General features: G+C 76.2%; 19 protein-coding genes. 7 read left to right on the plus strand and 12 right to left on the minus strand.

Features of this window, described 5'->3' with window-relative positions; translation table 11 throughout:
* Positions 1-14 precede the first annotated feature (14 nt).
* Positions 15-1,001 (plus strand): acetylxylan esterase, encoded by a 987-nt coding sequence (locus BM048_RS10870; protein WP_090033073.1) that lies wholly within the window; start codon positions 15-17, stop codon positions 999-1,001.
* A 106-nt stretch (positions 1,002-1,107) separates the two neighbouring features.
* The gene (locus tag BM048_RS10875; RefSeq protein WP_090033074.1) at positions 1,108-2,151 is read left to right on the plus strand and encodes an NAD(P)-dependent alcohol dehydrogenase; all 1,044 of its coding nucleotides are present in this window, start codon (positions 1,108-1,110) and stop codon (positions 2,149-2,151) included.
* 39 nt (positions 2,152-2,190) lie between these two features.
* Here BM048_RS10875 and BM048_RS10880 read toward each other — a convergent pair whose 3' ends face one another.
* The 6 genes from BM048_RS10880 to BM048_RS10895 form a co-directional block, all read right to left on the minus strand.
* Positions 2,191-2,709 (minus strand): septum formation family protein, encoded by a 519-nt coding sequence (locus BM048_RS10880; protein WP_090033076.1) that lies wholly within the window; start codon positions 2,707-2,709, stop codon positions 2,191-2,193.
* An 89-nt stretch (positions 2,710-2,798) separates the two neighbouring features.
* Positions 2,799-3,788 carry a DUF4190 domain-containing protein gene (locus tag BM048_RS10885; protein WP_175499504.1) on the minus strand — a complete coding sequence of 330 codons (990 nt, stop codon included), beginning with the start codon at positions 3,786-3,788 and terminating at the stop codon, positions 2,799-2,801.
* Between the two features lie 250 nt (positions 3,789-4,038).
* Positions 4,039-4,668, minus strand: coding sequence for a fibronectin type III-like domain-contianing protein (locus BM048_RS19040; RefSeq protein ID WP_308439483.1), 630 nt, complete (start codon positions 4,666-4,668; stop codon positions 4,039-4,041).
* Positions 4,641-5,576: a glycoside hydrolase family 3 protein gene (locus tag BM048_RS19045; protein WP_308439480.1), complete on the minus strand. Its 936-nt coding sequence runs from the start codon at positions 5,574-5,576 to the stop codon at positions 4,641-4,643. The genes BM048_RS19040 and BM048_RS19045 overlap by 28 nt, the downstream gene beginning before the upstream one ends.
* Complete coding sequence (locus BM048_RS19050) at positions 5,462-6,334, minus strand: glycoside hydrolase family 3 N-terminal domain-containing protein (protein ID WP_308439481.1); 873 nt, start codon at positions 6,332-6,334, stop codon at positions 5,462-5,464. Before BM048_RS19050 ends, BM048_RS19045 begins: the two co-directional genes overlap by 115 nt.
* A gap of 62 nt (positions 6,335-6,396) precedes the next feature.
* A complete protein-coding gene (locus BM048_RS10895; RefSeq protein WP_175499506.1) occupies positions 6,397-7,578 on the minus strand; it encodes an MFS transporter in 1,182 nt (393 codons plus the stop codon).
* On the opposite strand from BM048_RS10895, the gene BM048_RS10900 reads away from it, so the two are divergent.
* Positions 7,577-8,263, plus strand: coding sequence for a TetR/AcrR family transcriptional regulator (locus BM048_RS10900; RefSeq protein ID WP_090033220.1), 687 nt, complete (start codon positions 7,577-7,579; stop codon positions 8,261-8,263). The two genes, BM048_RS10895 and BM048_RS10900, sit on opposite strands and share 2 nt — an antisense overlap.
* 4 nt (positions 8,264-8,267) lie before the next feature.
* On the opposite strand, the gene BM048_RS10905 is transcribed toward BM048_RS10900, so the two are convergent.
* The gene (locus tag BM048_RS10905; RefSeq protein ID WP_090033222.1) at positions 8,268-9,065 is read right to left on the minus strand and encodes an exodeoxyribonuclease III; all 798 of its coding nucleotides are present in this window, start codon (positions 9,063-9,065) and stop codon (positions 8,268-8,270) included.
* A 44-nt stretch (positions 9,066-9,109) separates the two neighbouring features.
* Between BM048_RS10905 and BM048_RS10910 the strand changes: the two genes are divergently transcribed.
* The gene (locus BM048_RS10910; protein WP_090033223.1) at positions 9,110-9,877 is read left to right on the plus strand and encodes an SDR family NAD(P)-dependent oxidoreductase; all 768 of its coding nucleotides are present in this window, start codon (positions 9,110-9,112) and stop codon (positions 9,875-9,877) included.
* A gap of 9 nt (positions 9,878-9,886) precedes the next feature.
* Positions 9,887-10,462, plus strand: coding sequence for an orotate phosphoribosyltransferase (gene pyrE / locus BM048_RS10915; RefSeq protein ID WP_090033081.1), 576 nt, complete (start codon positions 9,887-9,889; stop codon positions 10,460-10,462).
* Positions 10,463-10,468: 6 nt separating this feature from the next.
* Here pyrE and BM048_RS10920 read toward each other — a convergent pair whose 3' ends face one another.
* Positions 10,469-11,209, minus strand: a complete 741-nt coding sequence (locus BM048_RS10920; protein ID WP_090033225.1) for an HAD-IIA family hydrolase — start codon at positions 11,207-11,209, stop codon at positions 10,469-10,471.
* Positions 11,210-11,244: 35 nt separating this feature from the next.
* The gene (locus BM048_RS10925; protein WP_090033083.1) at positions 11,245-11,988 is read right to left on the minus strand and encodes a VTT domain-containing protein; all 744 of its coding nucleotides are present in this window, start codon (positions 11,986-11,988) and stop codon (positions 11,245-11,247) included.
* An 83-nt stretch (positions 11,989-12,071) separates the two neighbouring features.
* On the opposite strand from BM048_RS10925, the gene purT reads away from it, so the two are divergent.
* Both purT and BM048_RS10935 read left to right on the plus strand, forming a co-directional pair.
* Positions 12,072-13,292: a formate-dependent phosphoribosylglycinamide formyltransferase gene (gene purT / locus BM048_RS10930; protein ID WP_090033085.1), complete on the plus strand. Its 1,221-nt coding sequence runs from the start codon at positions 12,072-12,074 to the stop codon at positions 13,290-13,292.
* On the plus strand, positions 13,289-13,963 hold the full coding sequence (locus BM048_RS10935; protein ID WP_090033086.1) for a TrmH family RNA methyltransferase: 675 nt from the start codon (positions 13,289-13,291) through the stop codon (positions 13,961-13,963). Before purT ends, BM048_RS10935 begins: the two co-directional genes overlap by 4 nt.
* A 25-nt stretch (positions 13,964-13,988) precedes the next feature.
* On the opposite strand, the gene BM048_RS10940 is transcribed toward BM048_RS10935, so the two are convergent.
* The 3 genes from BM048_RS10940 to BM048_RS10945 all read right to left on the minus strand — a co-directional run bounded on the left by BM048_RS10940 (position 13,989) and on the right by BM048_RS10945 (position 17,716).
* Positions 13,989-15,110: a PP2C family protein-serine/threonine phosphatase gene (locus tag BM048_RS10940; protein WP_239078669.1), complete on the minus strand. Its 1,122-nt coding sequence runs from the start codon at positions 15,108-15,110 to the stop codon at positions 13,989-13,991.
* A complete protein-coding gene (locus tag BM048_RS18220) occupies positions 15,059-15,196 on the minus strand; it encodes a hypothetical protein (protein WP_175499508.1) in 138 nt (45 codons plus the stop codon). The genes BM048_RS10940 and BM048_RS18220 overlap by 52 nt, the downstream gene beginning before the upstream one ends.
* A 63-nt stretch (positions 15,197-15,259) precedes the next feature.
* Positions 15,260-17,716 carry a glycosyl hydrolase family 95 catalytic domain-containing protein gene (locus tag BM048_RS10945; RefSeq protein ID WP_175499510.1) on the minus strand — a complete coding sequence of 819 codons (2,457 nt, stop codon included), beginning with the start codon at positions 17,714-17,716 and terminating at the stop codon, positions 15,260-15,262.
* Between the last annotated feature and the right edge of the window lie 53 nt (positions 17,717-17,769).

The raw sequence follows: 17,769 nt of genomic DNA on the forward strand, positions 1-17,769 counted from the left end.
AGGAGAGGACACGCGTGGCGCACTTCGACCTCCCGCTGGCGGAGCTCGAGCAGTACCGGCCCCGGATCGACGAGCCCGACGGGCTCGACGCCTTCTGGGAGCGGACCCTGGCCGAGACCCGGGAGTTCCCGCTCGACCTGCAGCTCACCGAGGTGGAGAACCACCTCGCGCTGGTGACGACGTACGACGTCACCTACAGCGGCTTCGGCGGCACCCGGGTCAAGGCCTGGTTGCACGTGCCGGCAGGCGCCGCGGGGCCGCTGCCGGCCGTCGTGGAGTTCCTCGGCTACAGCGGCGGGCGCGGGCTGCCGCACCAGCACATGAGCTACGCGCTGGCCGGCTACGCCCACCTCGTCATGGACACCCGCGGGCAGGGCTGGGGCTGGCGGGCCGGGGACACCCCCGACGACGTGCCGACGACGACCGCGGGCGCCGTCCCCGGGTCGATGACGCGCGGCATCGAGTCGCCGGAGACGTACTTCTACCGGCGCGTGTTCGCCGACGCCGTGCGGGCCGTGGACGCCGCGATGGCGGCACCGCTCGTCGACCCGGCACGCGTCGCCGTGGCCGGCGGGAGCCAGGGCGGCGGCATCGCCATCGCCGCCGCCGCGCTGCACCCGCAGGTCGCCGCCGCGCTCGTCGACGTGCCGTTCCTCTGCCACTTCCCGCGGGCCCTGACGCTCACCGACAACGACCCCTACCACGAGGTCGTGCGGTTCCTGGCCCGGTACCACGAGGCCGAGGAGGCCGTCATGCGGACGCTCGCGCACGTGGACGGCGCCGTCCTCGCCGCGCGCGCGACCGCACCGACGCTGTTCTCCGTGGCGCTGATGGACGCCACGTGCCCGCCGTCGACCGTCTTCGCCGCCTTCAACCGCTGGGGCGGGCAGGACAAGCGCATCGCCGTCTACCCCTTCAACCAGCACGAGGGCGGCGACGAGCACCACCAGGTGCGCAAGTACGCCTGGCTGGCCGAGCGGCTGCGGCCCACCGCCGTCTGAGGGGTCCCACCCGCCGCACCGCACGCCGCCCCGGCCCGGCTTACGGTGGGAGCGGGCGTCCGCCGTGCGGCCGCCCGCCCCCACCCGTCCTGCACCCAGGAGAGCTGTGCGTACCGTCAACGCCATCGCGGCCCCGTCCGCGACCGAGCCGCTCGCCCCGACGACCATCGAGCGTCGCGACGTCGGCCCGAAGGACGTCCTCATCGAGATCCGCTACGCGGGGATCTGCCACTCCGACATCCACACCGTGCGCGGCGAGTGGGGCCCGGTGCCCTACCCGCTGGTGGTCGGCCACGAGATCGTCGGCGTCGTCGCCGAGGTCGGGGCCGAGGTGACGCGTCACGCCGTCGGCGACCGGGTCGGCGTCGGCTGCATGGTGAACTCCTGCCGCGAGTGCGACAACTGCCGCGCCGGCGAGGAGCAGTACTGCCTGAACGGCAACACGGGCACCTACGCCGCGACCGACCGCGACGGGACCGTCACCCAGGGCGGCTACTCCACGCACGTGGTCGTCGACGAGGACTTCGTCCTGCGCGTCCCCGAGGCGATCCCGTACGAGGGTGCCGCGCCCCTGCTCTGCGCGGGCATCACCACCTACTCGCCGCTCGCGCACTGGGGGGCCGGGCCCGGCAAGAAGGTCGCGGTGGTCGGGCTGGGCGGCCTGGGCCACATGGCCGTGAAGATCGCGCACGCCATGGGTGCCGAGGTGACCGTGCTGTCGCAGACGCTGTCGAAGAAGGACGACGGGCTCCGCCTCGGCGCCGACCACTACTACGCGACGGGTGACCCGGCGACGTTCGAGGTGCTCGAGAACCGCTTCGACCTCATCGTCAACACGGTCAGCGCCGTCGTCGACCTCGACGCGTACCTGTCCCTGCTCACGCTGGACGGCACGATGGTGAACGTCGGCGCCCCGCCCGAGGCGCTGCCCGTGCACGTCTTCACGCTGTTCGGCAACCGGCGCTCGCTGGCCGGGTCGAGCATCGGTGGCATCCGGGAGACGCAGGAGATGCTCGACTTCTGCGCCGAGCACGGCCTGGCCGCCGACGTCGAGGTGATCGGGGCCGACGCCGTGAACGAGGCGTACGAGCGCGTCCTGCGCTCCGACGTGCGCTACCGCTTCGTCATCGACGTGCCGACGCTGGCCTGACCCGCCCGCGCGACAGCTCCCGACGAGGGCCGCGGCAGGTCAGCCCGTGAGCAGGCACAGGCCCGTGCGGTCGGCCAGCAGCCAGGCGGCCCTCGTCGGCGCCCAGGCCACCGCGGTGCGTCCCGCCGCCCGGTCGGCGTCGCCGAGCCGGCAGGACGCGGCCACGGCACGGGCCGCCTCGGCCTGCCCCGGCCAGGCGGCCCCGGGGGCGAACGCGTAGGTCGAGACGGCCTCCGCCGCGTGGGGCTCGTCGCAGGGCACGAGCTGCACGCGGCGCACGGCCCCGTCGGGCGGGAGCCCGGCCAGGCAGTGCCCCGGGACGACCTGCGCGGGGTGGGCGTCCCGCGGACCGTCCAGGGCGGTCGGGAGGTCGCGCAGCCCGGCCAGCGTCACGGCCAGCACGACGACGGCGACCGCGGCCAGCAGGGTCTCGACCGCCCCGACGACGAGCGCCGTCACCGCCAGGCGCCGGCCACGGGTCCCCCGGGTCCGCACCCGTCGGAGCGCGAGCGCGCCCACCGCGACGGCGAAGGGCCCGAGCAGGAGCACGGCGGCCACCGCCGCGGTGACGGCCAGGGGCTCGCGTCGCGGCCGCTCGGGCTCCCAGCCGGGCGCGCGGTAGGTCTCCGGCCAGGCGGGCGCGCCGCTCAGGTGGTGCTCCCGCCGGGCGGCACGAGGTCGCCCGCGACGGCCGAGCCCTCGAGGTCGGTGCCGATCGAGAGCAGCACGCAGTACGACTGCCGGCCGCCCGCGTCCCACTCGTCGGGGTGGGGGTAGTAGACGTCGGCCCACAGGTCGTCCGACTGCACCCCGGGCGCCGCCGACTCGACGTCCGCCTCGCACGTGGAGGCGAGGTCGTCGAAGACGGGGTCGTAGTCCTCCAGCGACAGCGACACCGGGGCGTCCATCGGCAGCAGGGTGACGATCTCCGCGTCGTGCGGCTCGGCGCAGTCCACGGTCTCGACGTCGTCGAGGTCGTAGGCGTCGAACGCGCCGAGCAGGCACGCGCCCGGCGCGAGGTCGGTCCGCAGGGTGTAGTCCGGGAGTATCTCCTCGGCGGTGGCCCCGTCGTCCCAGGGGGCACCGGTGAAGCCGCCGTCCAAGGACGGCCCGGAGGTGCGGGCGGCGAACACGACGGCGGCCACGATGCCGGCGGCGACGAGCAGCAGCACCACGAAGCCCGAGACGATGCCGGCGACCGCCAGGCCGCGCCCGCGGGTGCCGCGCCGCCGCGTCCGCCCGAGGGCGACGAACCCGAGCACGACGCCGACGACCGACGTGAGGCCGAACGTCACCAGCCCGACGAGGCTCGTGACGAGCGACCCGATCGCGAACCCGTCCACCGGCGGCGGGGAGGCCCAGGGCTGCGCGGCGTAGGGCGGCGTCGAGGCCCCGTAGGTCGGTCCCCCGTAGGTCTGTCCCCCGTAGGCGGGGGCGCCGTAGGCCGGTCCGCCGTGCGCCGGGCCGCCGGCGGCGGGGGCGCCGCACGCGGGACCGGACGGCTGGCCGGGGTACGGGAACCCGGCGGCGTAGCCGGGGCCGCCGGCGTAGGTCGGGCCGCCGGCGTAGCTCGGGCCGCCCGCGTGGCGGGGCCCGCCGCCGGGGGTGGCCTCGTAGCCGCTCGGCGGCGGCGGCACGGGCGCGCCTCCGGGAGCCGCACCGACCGGCTGCGGCAGACCGCTCGTGCCCGATCCCGTGCCCGGTCCCGTGCCCGCCCCGCCCTCGGGCGGCGGGGCGAAGGGATTGTCGCGTCCGACGCTTTCGTCCTGCTCCACACCGCGAACGTAGCGGGCGTCGTCGCACCGGCCCAGCGACCGGTGCGGACCTCACCGGCGGCCCGCGCCGACGTCACCCGGGTGGGCGCGTCGGCGCGGGCGGGGCGACCCGTCAGGACGCGACCGCGGCGGCCGCCTCCTCCAACCACTCCTCGGTCACCGGCGACCCGGGGAAGCGGGCCAGCCGACGCATCGGGATGGCGCGCATCATCTGCCCGGTCTCCGGGTGGTCCAGCATGGCGCCGTGACCCGTCCCGGCGAGGGCCGTCCGCAGACGGTCCCCGAGGACGGGGTGCGCCAGCCACTGCTCGGCGGTGGAGTCCGCCCCGACGGGCAGCACGACGGGCTCGGCGGCCAGCTCGACCGTGCCGCGCAGCCGGACGTCCCGCGACGACGCGCCCACGAGCACGGCGAACGTCCCCGGCTCGACGGTCCAGCGACGCAGCACGGGGTGCCAGAAGGCGAACGCGCGCGCGTCGAGCTCGAGCTCGACCCGGGCCGAGGCGCCCGGCTCGAGGGCCACCTTGGCGAACCCCTTGAGCTCCTGCTCCGGCCGGAACACGCTGGCCTGCTCGTCCGCGACGTACACCTGCACGACCTCCGCCCCGGCGCGCGCGCCGGTGTTGGTCACCGTGAGGGACACCCGGACCTGCGGCTGCGCGCCGTCGACCACGACCGTCGTCGTCAGGTCGGCGTACGCGAAGGTCGTGTAGCTCAGGCCGTGCCCGAAGGGGTAGGCCACCGGCAGCGCGTGCGCGTCGTACCAGCGGTAGCCGATGAGGAGGCCCTCGCCGTAGCGGACCGTCTCCCCGTCGCCGGGGAAGTTGCCGAGGGCGGGGTTGTCGACGAGGCCGACCGGCATGGTCTCGGCCAGCTTCCCCGACGGGTTGACCGCACCGTCAGCACGTCGGCGACGGCCCCGCCGCCGGCCTGGCCGAGCAGCCACGACTCGACGAGGGCGTGCGCGTGGTGCTGCCACGGCCCGACCTCGACGACGGACCCGTTGGTCAGGACGACGACCACGCGCTCGGCCACCGCGGCGACGGCCTCCAGCACGGCGACCTGCTGGGGCGGCAGGTGCATGTGGTCGCGGTCGTAGCCCTCCGACTCGTAGGCGTCGGGCAGGCCGAGGAAGACCACGGCGACCGCGGCGTCCCGGGCGGCGGCGACGGCCTCGTCGAGCAGGGCCCGCGCCTCGTCGGCGGGGGTCTCGTCGGAGAGCGTGAAGCCGGGCGCGAAGCGCACCTCCCGGCCCGTCACCTGCTCGCGCAGCGCGGAGAGGGCGTCGTCGAGCCGCGTGGGCGTCACCTGCGAGCTGCCGCCGCCGCCGAAGCGCGGGGAACGGGCGAACTCGCCGACGACGGCCACCGCGCCGCCCGCGGCCGGGTCGAGCGGCAGCGTGGCGTCGGTGTTCTTCAGCAGCACGACGGAGGCGGCCGCCGCCTCGCGGGCCAGGGTGTGGTGGGCGGCCTCGTCGTACGTCTGGCCGGGGGCCAGCGCGGCCTGCGAGCGCGAGACGAGCTCCAGCACGCGGGTCACCGCGCGGTCGACCTCGGCCTCCGTGAGGGTCCCGGCCTCCAGGGCCCGGTGCACCGCGGCGGCACCGACGCCGCCGGAGGACGGCATCTCGAGGTCGAGGCCCGCGGCCACGGCGCGGTCTCGGTCGTAGACGGCGCCCAGTCGGAGACGACGAGCCCCTCGAACCCCCACTCGTCGCGCAGCACCGTGGTCAGCAGCCAGGGGTCCTGCGAGGCGTAGACGCCGTTGATGCGGTTGTAGGAGCACATGACGGTCCACGGCTGGGAGCGCGTCACCACGGTCTCGAACGCGGGCAGGTAGATCTCGCGCAGGGTGCGCTCGTCGACCTCGGCGGAGACCGACATGCGGTCGGTCTCCTGGTTGTTGGCGGCGACGTGCTTGAGCGAGGTGCCCACGCCGTGCGCCTGCACGCCGTCGACGAGGGCGGCGGCGAGGTGCCCGGCGAGGAACGGGTCCTCCGAGAAGTACTCGAAGTTCCGCCCGCACAGCGGGGAGCGCTTCATGTTGACGCCCGGCCCGAGCACGACGGACACGCCGAGGGCGCGCGCCTCCTCCGCCAGCGCCCGCCCGACGCGGCCGAGCAGCGCCACGTCCCACGACGACGCGGTGGCGGCCGCCGGCGGGAAGGCGACGGCCGGCGCGGCCTCCAGCCCGCCGAGGTGGTCGCCCTCCTCGTGCTGGGCGCGCAGGCCGTGCGGGCCGTCCGCGACCATGACCGTCCCGATGCCCAGGCGCTCGACGGCCAGCGTGCGCCAGAAGTCGGAGCCGTCGAGCAGGGACACCTTCTCCTCGAGCGTCAGCCGGGCGAGCAGGTCGGGGACGTCGAGGGGGGCGCCCGTGGTCGTGGGGGGTGTGGTCGTGGTGGTCATGCGGGTCCTCCGGTGGTGCGTGCGGGTGCGAGGTGCGGGCTGGACGGACGGGGTCACGGCGCTCAGCGGGCGCCGCGGATGAACATCGTGCTGAGGGCGCCGAGGGCCACGATGACGGCGCCGGCGACGAACAGCGCGGCGTAGTTGTCCGCCGCGCCGGCACCGATGCCCAGGAAGACGGGTGCGACGGCGGGCGCGATGGACTGCGGCAGGGCGTTGGCGATGTTGAACACGCCCATGTTCTTGGCGGCCTCCGTGTCCCGGTTCGGCAGGACGTCGGTGACGAGGGCCAGGTCGACGGCGAAGTACGCGCCGAGGCCGAGGCCGAACAGCGCGGCGCCGACGTAGAGCAGCTCCGGCGCCTGCGCCACGGCGAAGACGACGAGCCCGGCCGCGGCGAGGACGGTGGACACGACGACGAACACCTTGCGCCGGCCCGTGCGGTCCGAGGCGGCGCCGCCGGCGGCCGCGGCGACGAAGAGCAGGAGGGCCTGCACCACCATGAGGCGCAGCTGCCAGGACAGGGCCGTGGCGGTGTCGAAGCCGAAGCGCTCGAGCAGGTAGTAGACCTGGAAGGCGTTGTAGCTGGCGAACCCGAAGAGCAGCAGGAACCGGCCGGTGAACGCCCAGGCGAAGTCCGGGTGGCGCCGCGGGCTGATCCAGAAGCCCCGCAGGAACGCGCCGAGGCGGAAGGGCCCGACGGTCGACCGGTCGAGCACGCGGTCGCGCAGGGTCGCGGTCAGCCAGAGGACGCCCGCCAGCCCGATGACGGTGGGCAGCAGGAACATCCACGTGCTGGCCGCACCCGCGGACGTCAGCGCGAAGGCCAGCGCGATGCCGACGAGCGGCGCCACGTTCTGGGCGATGCCGAGCCACCCGGAGACGCGGGCGCGCTGGGCCTCGTCGACCTGGTCCGGCAGGAGCGCCTGGAGCGCGGCCTGCGTGCCGTTGAAGGCCGCCTGCGCGAGCGCCCACCCCACGACGACCACCGCGATGCTCGGCGCGAAGGCGATGACCGCGATGCCGACCGAGCCGAGCACGCCGCCCCACAGCAGCCAGGGGCGCCGCATGCCGAGGCGGGACGTGGTGCGGTCGGACAGCGCCCCGGCCAGCGGGTTGGCGACGAAGGCGAAGAAGGCGCCGACGCCGGTGACGAGCGCGAGGTCCGCGGCACGGGTCGCCTCGCCCGACAACCGGTAGCGGAGCCGCAGGTCACGACGGTGCCGCGCTAGGGTGACGCGCATGAGCCTGCCCGCCACGGACGACGGGGCCGCCGTGGCCGACGGGGCCGCCGGTCCCGCACCCGGCCCCGCACCCGGTCCCGCACCCCGCCGGCGTCGGACCGCCCCCGACGGCGCGAAGGGCCGCGCCCGTCGCCGGGACGTCATCGCGGCCGCCACCGAGCTCTACGGGGAGGTCGGCTACCGCAGCGCGTCGCTGCGCGAGGTGGCCGCCCGCGCGGGGCTGTCGCACCCGGGCCTGCTGCACCACTTCGGCACGAAGGAGGCGCTCCTCCTGGCCGTGCTGGAGCAGCGCGACGAGGACGACACGGTCGCCTTCGTCGAGGGGCGCCGGGGCGTGGCGGCCCTGGCCGGCATGGTCGACATCGTCGAGCGCAACACCCACCGGCCGGCGATCGTCGAGCTGTTCTGCGTCCTGTCCGCCGAGGCGACGGCGCCGGACCACCCGGCGCACGACTGGTTCCGCCGGCGGTACGAGACCGTGCTCGCCTTCGCCGCCGACGCCTACCGCGCGGCGGCCGAGGACGGCCACCTGCGGGCGGGCGTCGAGCCGGAGGACGCCGCGCGCCGCCTCGTCGCCCTCATGGACGGCCTGCAGGTGCAGTTCCTGTACGACCGCGCGGGCACCGACATGGTGGCGCGGCTGCGCGACGAGCTGCGTGCGGAGCTCACCGTCCCGCTGCCCTGACGGGTCACGCCGGGTCGGCCACCTCCAGCAGCACCGGCGCGTGGTCCGAGGCGCCCTTGCCCTTGCGCTCGTCGCGGTCGATCCGCACGCCGGTGACGCGTGCGGCCAGCGCGGGCGAGGCGTAGGCGAGGTCGATCCGCATGCCCTCGCGCCGCGCGAAGCGCAGGTGCTGGTAGTCCCAGTAGGTGAAGGTGTGCGGCTCCGGCAGGTGCACCCGCGTCTGCTCCTGCAGCCCCAGCGCGTCCAGCGCCGCGAGGGCCGCGCGCTCCGGCCCGGACACGTGCGTGCGCCCGACGAAGACCTCCGGGTCCCACACGTCGTCGTCGAGCGGCGCGATGTTCCAGTCCCCGACGAGGGCCAGCGGCAGGTCCGGGTCCGCCGCGAGCCAGCCCGCCGCCGCGTCCCGCAGCCGAGCCAGCCAGTCGAGCTTGTACGCGTAGTGCGGATCGGTCAGCTCGCGGCCGTTGGGGACGTACAGGCTCCAGACGCGCAGGCCGCCGCAGGTCGCGCCGAGCGCGCGCGCCTCCGCCGCGGGCGGCTCGCCCCACCCGGGCTGGCCGGGGAAGCCGTCGGCCACGTCGTCGAGCCCGACGCGGGACACCAGTGCGACGCCGTTCCACTGGCTCGTGCCCAGCGCGGCCACCCGGTAGCCGCGCTCCTCGAACGCCGCGGCCGGGAACTGCTCGGCCGTGCACTTCGTCTCCTGCAGGGCCAGCACGTCGAGGTCGTGCCGCTCGAGCAGCGCGAGCGCGCGGTCCAGCCGCGCGCGCACGGAGTTGATGTTCCACGTCGCCAGTCGCACGCCCGGCACCGTAGCCCTCAGCGCGGGTCCGTAGGGTGGGCGGCATGGGTACCGCACTCGTCACCGGCGCGAGCGCCGGCCTCGGGCTGGAGTTCGCCTGGCAGCTCGCCACGGCCCGGCACGACCTCGTCCTCGTCGCGCGCGACGCCGAGCGCCTGACCCGGCTCGCGCGGCAGCTCGAGGCGGCCGCCGGGGTGCACGCCGAGGTGCTCGTCGCGGACCTCGCGACGCGGGAGGGGGTCGACCGCGTCGCCGAGCGGCTGCGGTCCGACGAGCGACCGGTCGGCCTGCTGGTCAACAACGCCGGCCACGGGCTGGGCCAGCGGTTCGTCGGGGGCGACCTGGCGAAGGAGGAGCAGGCCCTGGACGTCATGGTGCGCGCCGTCCTCGTGCTGTCGCACGCGGCGGCGGGGGCCATGGTGGCGCGCGGGCGCGGCGCGGTCCTCAACGTCGCGTCCGTGGCGGCGCTGCTGGCCGGCGGCACGTACTCGGCGCACAAGGCCTGGGTCCGCACCTTCACGGAGGGGCTGGCGGTCGAGCTGGCGGGGACCGGCGTGACCGCCACCGCGCTGTGCCCGGGGCTGACGCACACCGAGTTCCACGCGCGGGAGGGGCTCGACGTCAGCTCCCTGCCCGAGGTGGCGTGGCTCGACGCGGAGGACGTGGTGGCGCGGGCGCTCGCGGACGTGCGACGCGGGCTCGTCGTGTCGACGCCGAGCCTGCGGTACCAGGCTCTGTCGGCGGCGCTGCGCGTGACGCCGCGCTGGGTGGTCCGGGCGGTCGGGCGGCGCCGGCTGGGGCTGCGCCGCTAGCCTGCGGGCGTGACGACCTCGACCGCCGCCTCCCCGCGCGAGCAGCTCCGCGCGCTCATCGCCGAGCTCGCCGTGGTGCGCGGCCGCGTGACGCTGTCCTCCGGCCGCGAGGCCGACTACTACGTGGACCTGCGGCGCGTGACGCTGCACCACCGCGCGGCGCCGCTCGTCGGGCACGTGCTGCTGGACCACCTCGAGGAGGTCGGGCTGGGCACCGCGGAGGTCGACGCCGTGGGCGGGCTGACGCTCGGCGCCGACCCCGTGGCCACGGCGCTGCTGCACGCCGCCGCCTCCCGCGGGCAGGACCTGGACGCGTTCGTCGTGCGCAAGGAGGCCAAGGCCCACGGGATGCAGCGCCGCATCGAGGGCCCGGACGTCGCCGGTCGGCGCGTCGTCGTCCTGGAGGACACCTCCACGACGGGCGCGTCCCCCATCGCCGCGGTCGAGGCGGCGCGGGAGGCGGGCGCCGAGGTGCTCGGCGTGGCGGTCGTGGTCGACCGGGCGACGGGTGCCAAGGAGAAGATCGAGGCGCTGGGCGTGCCCTACCACCACCTGTTCGACCTGGCGGACCTCGGCCTGGTGTAGTGCGCCTCAGACGTAGGCGGTGACCTCGGCGATCGACGGGAGGATCTCCGTCGGGCGGATGGGGTAGCGCTCGACGTCCTCGCGCCGGGTGGAGCCGGTCAGGACGAGGAACGTCTGCAGCCCTGCCTCGAGGCCGGCCAGGACGTCGGTGTCCATGCGGTCGCCGACCATCGCGGCCGTCTCGGAGTGCGCGTCGATCCGGTTGAGCGCCGAGCGGATCATCATGGGGTTCGGCTTGCCCACGAAGTACGGCTTGCGGCCCGTGGCGGCGGTGATCATCGCGGCCACGGCGCCGGTCGCCGGCAGGTCGCCGTCGGCGGACGGGCCCGTCACGTCGGGGTTCGTCGCGATGAAGCGGGCGCCGTTCTGGATGAGCCGGATCGCCTGCGTGATGGCCTCGAAGGAGTACGTCCGCGTCTCGCCCAGGACGACGAACTCCGGACGCGCGGCCGTGAGCGTGTAGCCCGCGTCGTACATCGCGGTGGTCAGGCCGGCCTCGCCGACGACGTAGGCGCTGCCGCCGGGCACCTGGTCGGACAGGAACCGCGCGGTCGCCAGCGCCGAGGTCCACAGGGACTCCTCGGGCACGTCGAGGCCGGCCGCCGCGAGCCGCGCCGACAGGTCCCGCGGCGTGAAGATGGAGTTGTTCGTGAGGATGAGGAAGGGCCGTTCCTTCTCCCGCAGCGCCGCGATGAACTCCGCGGCGCCGGGCAGCGCGACGCCCTCGTGCATGAGGACGCCGTCCATGTCGGACAGCCAGGCCGCGACGGGTCGCACGGAGGTCACCGCAGCGTCCCGTCGACGGCCTCGGCGGCCGGGCTGAGCGGGGCCTCGGCCAGCGCGGCGGCCGCGGCGGCGGCCTCCCGGCGCCGGTCGCGGCGGGCGCGCAGGATCTCCACGGCCATCGGCACCAGCGAGGCGAGGACGACGAGGACCAGCAGCGCCTCGATGTTCTCCTTCACGAACGGGATGGTGCCCAGCGCGAAGCCCAGCAGCGTCACGCCCACGCCCCACAGGAGCGCGCCGAGCGCGTTCCACGTGACGAAGTGCCGGTAGGACATCCGCCCGACCCCGGCCGCGACCGGCGCGTAGGTCCGCACGAAGGGCACGAACCGCGCCACGACGATGGTCCGCCCGCCGTACTTCTCGAAGTAGGCGTACGTCTGGTCGATGTACGCGCGCTTGAAGAACCGCGAGTCCGGCCGGTCGAAGACCCTCGGGCCGAGCGTCCGCCCGATGAGGTAGGCGACCTGGTCCCCCGCGAAGGCGGCGACGAACAGCAGCACGCACAGCAGCCAGATGGGGAAGTCGAGCTGCTCCTGCGCCACCAGCGCGCCCGCGGTGAACAGCAGCGAGTCGCCCGGCAGGAACGGGAACAGCAGCCCGGTCTCGATGAAGACCACGGCGACGATGCCGATGATGGCGGCCGTCCCGAAGGAGGAGATGAGGTTCTCGGGGTCGAGGAAGCCGGGCCCGAGGGCGGGGACGGCGGCGCTCGTGAGGCCGGCCAGGGCGGTCGTCAGCATGGTCCCCGAGGGTACGGGCCGGACACGTGCGCGGGGTGTGGACGTGATGGGGATCGCGTGAGGACGTGGGCCACGATGGGCCCGTGACGACGATCGGGACGCCGGGGACGGCGGGGGCCACGCGGGTGCTGCTGCTGGGCGCGGGGGAGCTGGGCAAGGAGGTCGCCCTCGAGCTGCAGCGCCTCGGCGTGGAGGTCGTCGCCGTCGACCGCTACGCCGGGGCGCCGGCCATGCAGGTCGCGCACCGCGCCCGGGTGGTGGACATGCTGGACCCGGTCGCGCTGCGCGCCGTGCTCGACGAGGAGCGCCCCGACGTGGTCGTCCCCGAGATCGAGGCCATCGCCACGGCGGTGCTGGCCGAGGTCGAGGCCGCGGGCGTCCGCGTGGTGCCCACGGCCCGGGCGACGCGCCTGACGATGGACCGCGAGGGCATCCGGCGGCTGGCGGCCGAGACGCTGGGGCTGCCGACCTCGCCCTACCGGTTCGTGGACTCGCCGGAGGGGCTCGCCGACGCCGTGGCGGCCCTGGGGCTGCCGTGCGTGGTCAAGCCGGTCATGTCCTCGTCGGGCAAGGGGCAGTCCGTGGTCCGCACGCCCGACGACCTGGCCGGCGCGTGGGAGGCGGCGCAGTCCGGCGGTCGGGCCGGGGCGGGCGGCGGAGCGGCGGTGCGGGTGATCGTCGAGGGGTTCGTGGAGTTCGACTCCGAGATCACGCTGCTCACGGTGCGGCACGCCGGCGGCACGTCGTTCTGCGACCCCGTCGGGCACGTGCAGGTGGACGGGGACTACCGCGAGTCGTGGCAGCCGGCGGCCCTGCCCGCGGCGGCGCTGGCCGAGGCGCAGCGGGTGGCCGTCGCCGTGACCGACGCGCTCGGGGGCTGGGGGCTCTTCGGCGTCGAGCTGTTCGTCGTGGGGGAGCGGGTGCTCTTCAGCGAGGTGTCACCGCGGCCGCACGACACGGGGCTGGTCACGCTCGTCTCGCAGGACCTGTCGGAGTTCGCGCTGCACGCGCGGGCGGTGCTGGGGCTGCCGGCGGGCGAGGTGCTGCGGCTGGGCGCCGGTGACGGCCAGGGGGCGGCGGCGTCGTGCGCGGTGCTGGCGGAGGGGCACGGGGTCCCGCGGTTCGAGGGGGTCGACGCGGCGCTCGCCGTGCGGACCGCGCAGGTGCGGCTGTTCGGCAAGCCGGTGGTGGCAGGGCACCGCCGCGTGGCGGTCACCCTCGCGCGCGGCGCGGACGTCGACGAGGCCCGGGCGCGGGCGCGCGAGGCGGCCGCGCGCCTCGTCGTGCACCTCGACCCGGCGTGAGCGGCACGGGCGGGGGGACGGACGAGCCTCGGGTCGGCGTCGAGGTCGGCGTCGGGCCCTGGCCCGGGGGCCCGGACGCCTGGCCCGACGACCCGCGCCTCGACCCGGTCCTGCTGGCCGAGGGGGACCGGCGCAACGTCGTCGACCGCTACCGGTACTGGACGGTGGAGGCGGTGGTGGCCGACCTCGACCGGAGCCGGCACCCCTTCCACGTCGCCGTGGAGAACTGGCAGCACGACCTCAACATCGGCTCGGTGGTCCGCACGGCCAACGCGTTCAACGCGGCCGGGGTGCACGTGGTGGGCCGGCGGCGGTGGAACCGCCGCGGCGCCATGGTGACCGACCGCTACCTGCACGTGCACCACCACGCGACGGTGGCCGACCTCCTGTCGTGGGCGCGCACGGGCGAGCCGGGGGGCGCGCCGCTGCCGGTGCTGGGCCTGGACAACGTGCCGGGGTCGGTGCCGCTGGAGGGCCGGGCGCTGCCGCGCGCGTGCGTCCTGCTGCTCGGGCAGGAGTCCGCGGGCCTGTCCGCGGAGGCCGTCGCGGGCGCGGACGCCGTGCTCCGGATCGCGCAGTACGGCTCCACGCGCTCGCTGAACGCGGGCGCGGCCGCCGCGATCGCGATGCACGCCTGGGTCGTGCAGCACGCGGGACCGCCGCCGGCCTAGGCGCCCGGCCGTCGTCGGTGCGGGCTCAGCGGGCGTGCATCTCCCGCTCCTCGCCCGACGACCACTGCGCGACGAGCAGCGTGGCGTCGTCCTGGAGCCGGCCCTCCTGGTGGCGGAGCACGGCGTGCACCACCTGCCGGAGCGTCTCGGGGGCGGGCTCGCCGTTGGCCGCCGACCGCGCGAGCTGGTCGACGAGCCGGTCCACGCCGAAGAAGGTGCCGTCGGGCCCGCGCGCCTCGGTGATCCCGTCGGTGTGCAGGACCAGCCAGTCGTCGGGCTGCAGCCACTCCTCGGCCACCTCCAGCTCCCCGTGGCCCAGCCCGAGGACGATGCGGCGGCCGCCCTCCAGGCGCTTGACCACCTTGCGGTCGCGCATGAGCAGCGGGGCCGGGTGGCCGGCGTTGACGTACCGCAGGCGCCCGCTGGGCAGGTCGAGCTCGGCGAGGACGGCGGTCACGAACGTCTCGCCGTGCCACTGCTCCTGCAGGGCCTCCTCGATCCCCGTGACGGTCTCGTACAGGGTCCGGCCCTCGCGGCGCGCGTTGCGCAGGGCGGCGACCGCGACCGAGACCGCCAGCGTCGCCTGCAGGTCGTGGCCGGCCGCGTCCAGCACCGCCAGGTAGGCCGTCCGGTCCTGCACGGCGTAGTCGAAGGCGTCCGCGGCGACCTCGTAGCAGGGCTCCAGCAGCCCGGACACGACGAGCCCCGGGCAGCCGAAGGTCAGGGGTGGCAGGAGCCCCGACAGCAGCTCGGTGGCCACGGACCGGTGCCGGCGGCGCCCGACGACGTCCAGCGTGTCCCCGTACGGGTTCTTGGCGGCCAGGAGGTGCCCGACGAGGTGCGCGAGCAGCGCGGACCGGTCGCGGACGTCCGGGTCGTCGGGGGAGTCTCCCGCCGCCAGCTCGTACTGGACCACCCCGAACCGGTGCACCCCGTCGAGCAGGGGGAGCCACAGCACGGGCGGCTCGCCGGGTGCGGGCACGGGAGTGACACGGCGGAAGGCCCGCCCGGCGAGCGTGCCGTCGAATCCCACCGGCTCCGCGGGCGGCAGCTCCGTGGTCGGCACGGGCACGAGCAGGCGCTGCTCGAAGTCGGTCACCCACAGCCGAGCCCGCCAGCCGAGCAGCCGCGCCGCGTCGTCGGCCACCCGCGCGACGTCGTCGGGGTGGCGAGGTGGACCTCGTCGAGGAACGTGCGCAGCACCCGCAGGGTGAGGGTGTCGTCGCTCGTCATCCCGCCACCGTAGGGGGGCCGAGGTCGCGCCACCCGCCGGGGCGGCGGGACCTCCGGTGCGCGCTACCCGGCGGAGGCGCCGCGCAGCGCGTCGACCTCGACCTCGACGCCGAGCGGCAGCACGACGACGGCGGCGCGGCGGCCGACGACGACCCGGTGCTCCCCCGCCGCCCGGGCGTGCTGCGCCCGCAGGGCGGCCCCCCGCACGCGCGCCCGTCCCTCGTCGTCCCGGTCCCAGCTCACCCGGACCTCCACGCCCGGCCGGGCGACGAGGCCCCGCACCGCGCCGGCGCGCAGCGCGGCCGGCACCGCGGGCAGCAGCTCGACCTCCCCGCGGTGCGACTGCAGGAGCGCCTCGGCCAGGGCGGCGGTGACGCCGAGGTTGCCGTCGAGCTGGAACGGCGGGTGCGCCGCGAGCAGGTCCGGGTAGAGCCCGCCGCTCGTGCCGCCGCGGTCGGTCGTCATGTCGCGCAGCACGAGGCGCAGGAGACGGTCGACCGCCGCCGGCTGCCGCAGGCGGGCCCGCAGCGCCAGCTTCCACGCCAGCGACCAGCCCGTCGCCTCGTCGCCGCGCTCGTCGAGGAACCGCTCCGCCGCGGCCAGCCACGCCGGAGCCGGGAGCTCCGTGGGGCTGCCGGGGAACAGGTCCACCAGCGGGGACAGGTGCCGGTGGTGCGGGTCGACCTGCTCGTGGTCGCCGGCCCACTCCGCGAGGGCCCCGGACCGGCCGGCGGCGGGCCGGCGCAGCGCGGGCAGGACCGCGCGCGCACGGCGCACGACGGGGTCGTCGTCGGACGTCCCGCGCCGGTCGGCCTCCCGCAGGACGAGCTGCAGGTGGCCGCGCACGAGGTCGAGGTCGACCGCGGACGAGGCGGCGACGGAGGCGACCCGACCGTCGGCGGTGCGCAGGTCGTTCTCCGGCGAGGTGGACGGGTTGGTGCCCCACAGCCCGTCGGCGTCGCGCACCAGCAGGTCCAGGGCGAAGGCGGCCGCCCCGCGCAGCACGTCCGCCATGTCGTCGAGGAGGGCGTCGTCGGGCGCGAAGGAGGCGTGGTCCGCCACGTGCCGCACGAGCCACAACCCCGCCAGGGGCCACGCCGCCCACTTGGGGTCGTGGCGCCCGTGGCCGGTGGGCAGCGTGTACGCCCAGGCGTCGCTGTTGTGGTGGGCCGCCCAGCCGCCGGCGCCGTACAGGCGCCGGGCGGTGCGCGCTCCGGTGACCGCCATCGCCCGGACGAGGTCCAGCAGCGGCTCCTCCGTCTCGGCGAGGTTCGTCGGGCCCGCCGGCCAGTACGCCATCTGGACGTTGATGTTCGTCGTGTAGTTCGAGCTCCACGGCGGCTGCAGCTCCCGGTTCCAGATGCCCTGCAGGGTGGCGGGCAGCGTGCCGGGGCGCGAGGAGCAGATCAGCAGGTAGCGCCCGAGGTGGAAGAGGGTCGCGAGCAGCGTCGGGTCCTGCGCGGGGTCGGCCCCGTCGGGGCCGTTCACGGCCAGCAGCCGCTCCGCGGTGTCGCCGCCGGTGACGGCGTCGTCGAGCGTGAGCTCGGCCCGGCCGTAGAGCGCGTCGTGGTCGTGGAGCTGGGCGCGGCGGACCGCGGGGACCCCGGCCGCCAGCGCGGCGTCGACCCGGTCGCGGGCTGTGGCCGCCGCGTCCCGGGCGTCGCCGCGCGGCGTCTGCAGGGGGCCGGCGGAGGTGGTGGCCGTGGCCAGGACGACGACGAGCCGCGTGGCGCCGGCGACGACGAGGCGGCCGTCGTCGTCGCGCCGCGCGGTGCCGTCGTGCTGCAGGCGGGCGACGAGGGCGCCGCGCAGGGAGGCGCCGGGGCGGTCGTCGTAGCGGACCGGGTCGGGCACGTCGTCGTGCGTCGGCGCCACGTCGGCGGGCAGCTGGAGGTGGAGCACGAGCCCGTCGGCGCCGTCCGTCGCCCCCAGCACGCGCAGCGGGCTGGACACGGACAGGCGCACGTCCTGCGGCGCGCGGGTGGCCACCTCGTGGACGAGCACGCGGTGGGGGGCGCTCACCCAGGTGCGGTGCGCGACGGCGGGGTCGTCGGCGGGTCCCTCGGCGGTCAGGTGCGTGGCGGTGCGCAGGTCGAGGGTCCGTCGCACGGCGGGACCCGGCGTCAGGCTCTCCGGCGCACCCAGCACCTCGACGACGAGGTCGGCGAACGGCAGGTAGGCCTGGCTGTGGCGGTGCTGCAGGGCGCGCAGCGCGTCCGTCGCGGCGACGAGGTCACCGGCGTCGACCAGCGCCCGCGTGCGCGCCAGGACCGCCGCGGCCTCGTCGGGCGTGGGCAGCCCGGGCTCGTCCTGGGACGCGGGGCTGCCGGACCACGCGGTGTCGTCGTTGAGCGCGAGCGTCAGGTGGCGCGCGTCGCCGAGCACCATGGCACCCAGGGACCCGTTGCCGAGGGGGAAGGCCTCCTCGAAGGCCCGCGCGGGGAAGGTGTGGACCAGCACGTGCGGCCCGGCCGGCAGCGGCGGCAGGTCCAGCGGGCTGACGTCGGCGTCGGCGGTCACGGGCAGCACGCTACGACGGCCCGACCGCTGGGCAGGACGTCCCGGTCACCTCC

It is taken from the genome of Cellulomonas marina (assembly GCF_900111925.1).
Taxonomy (GTDB): domain Bacteria; phylum Actinomycetota; class Actinomycetes; order Actinomycetales; family Cellulomonadaceae; genus Cellulomonas; species Cellulomonas marina.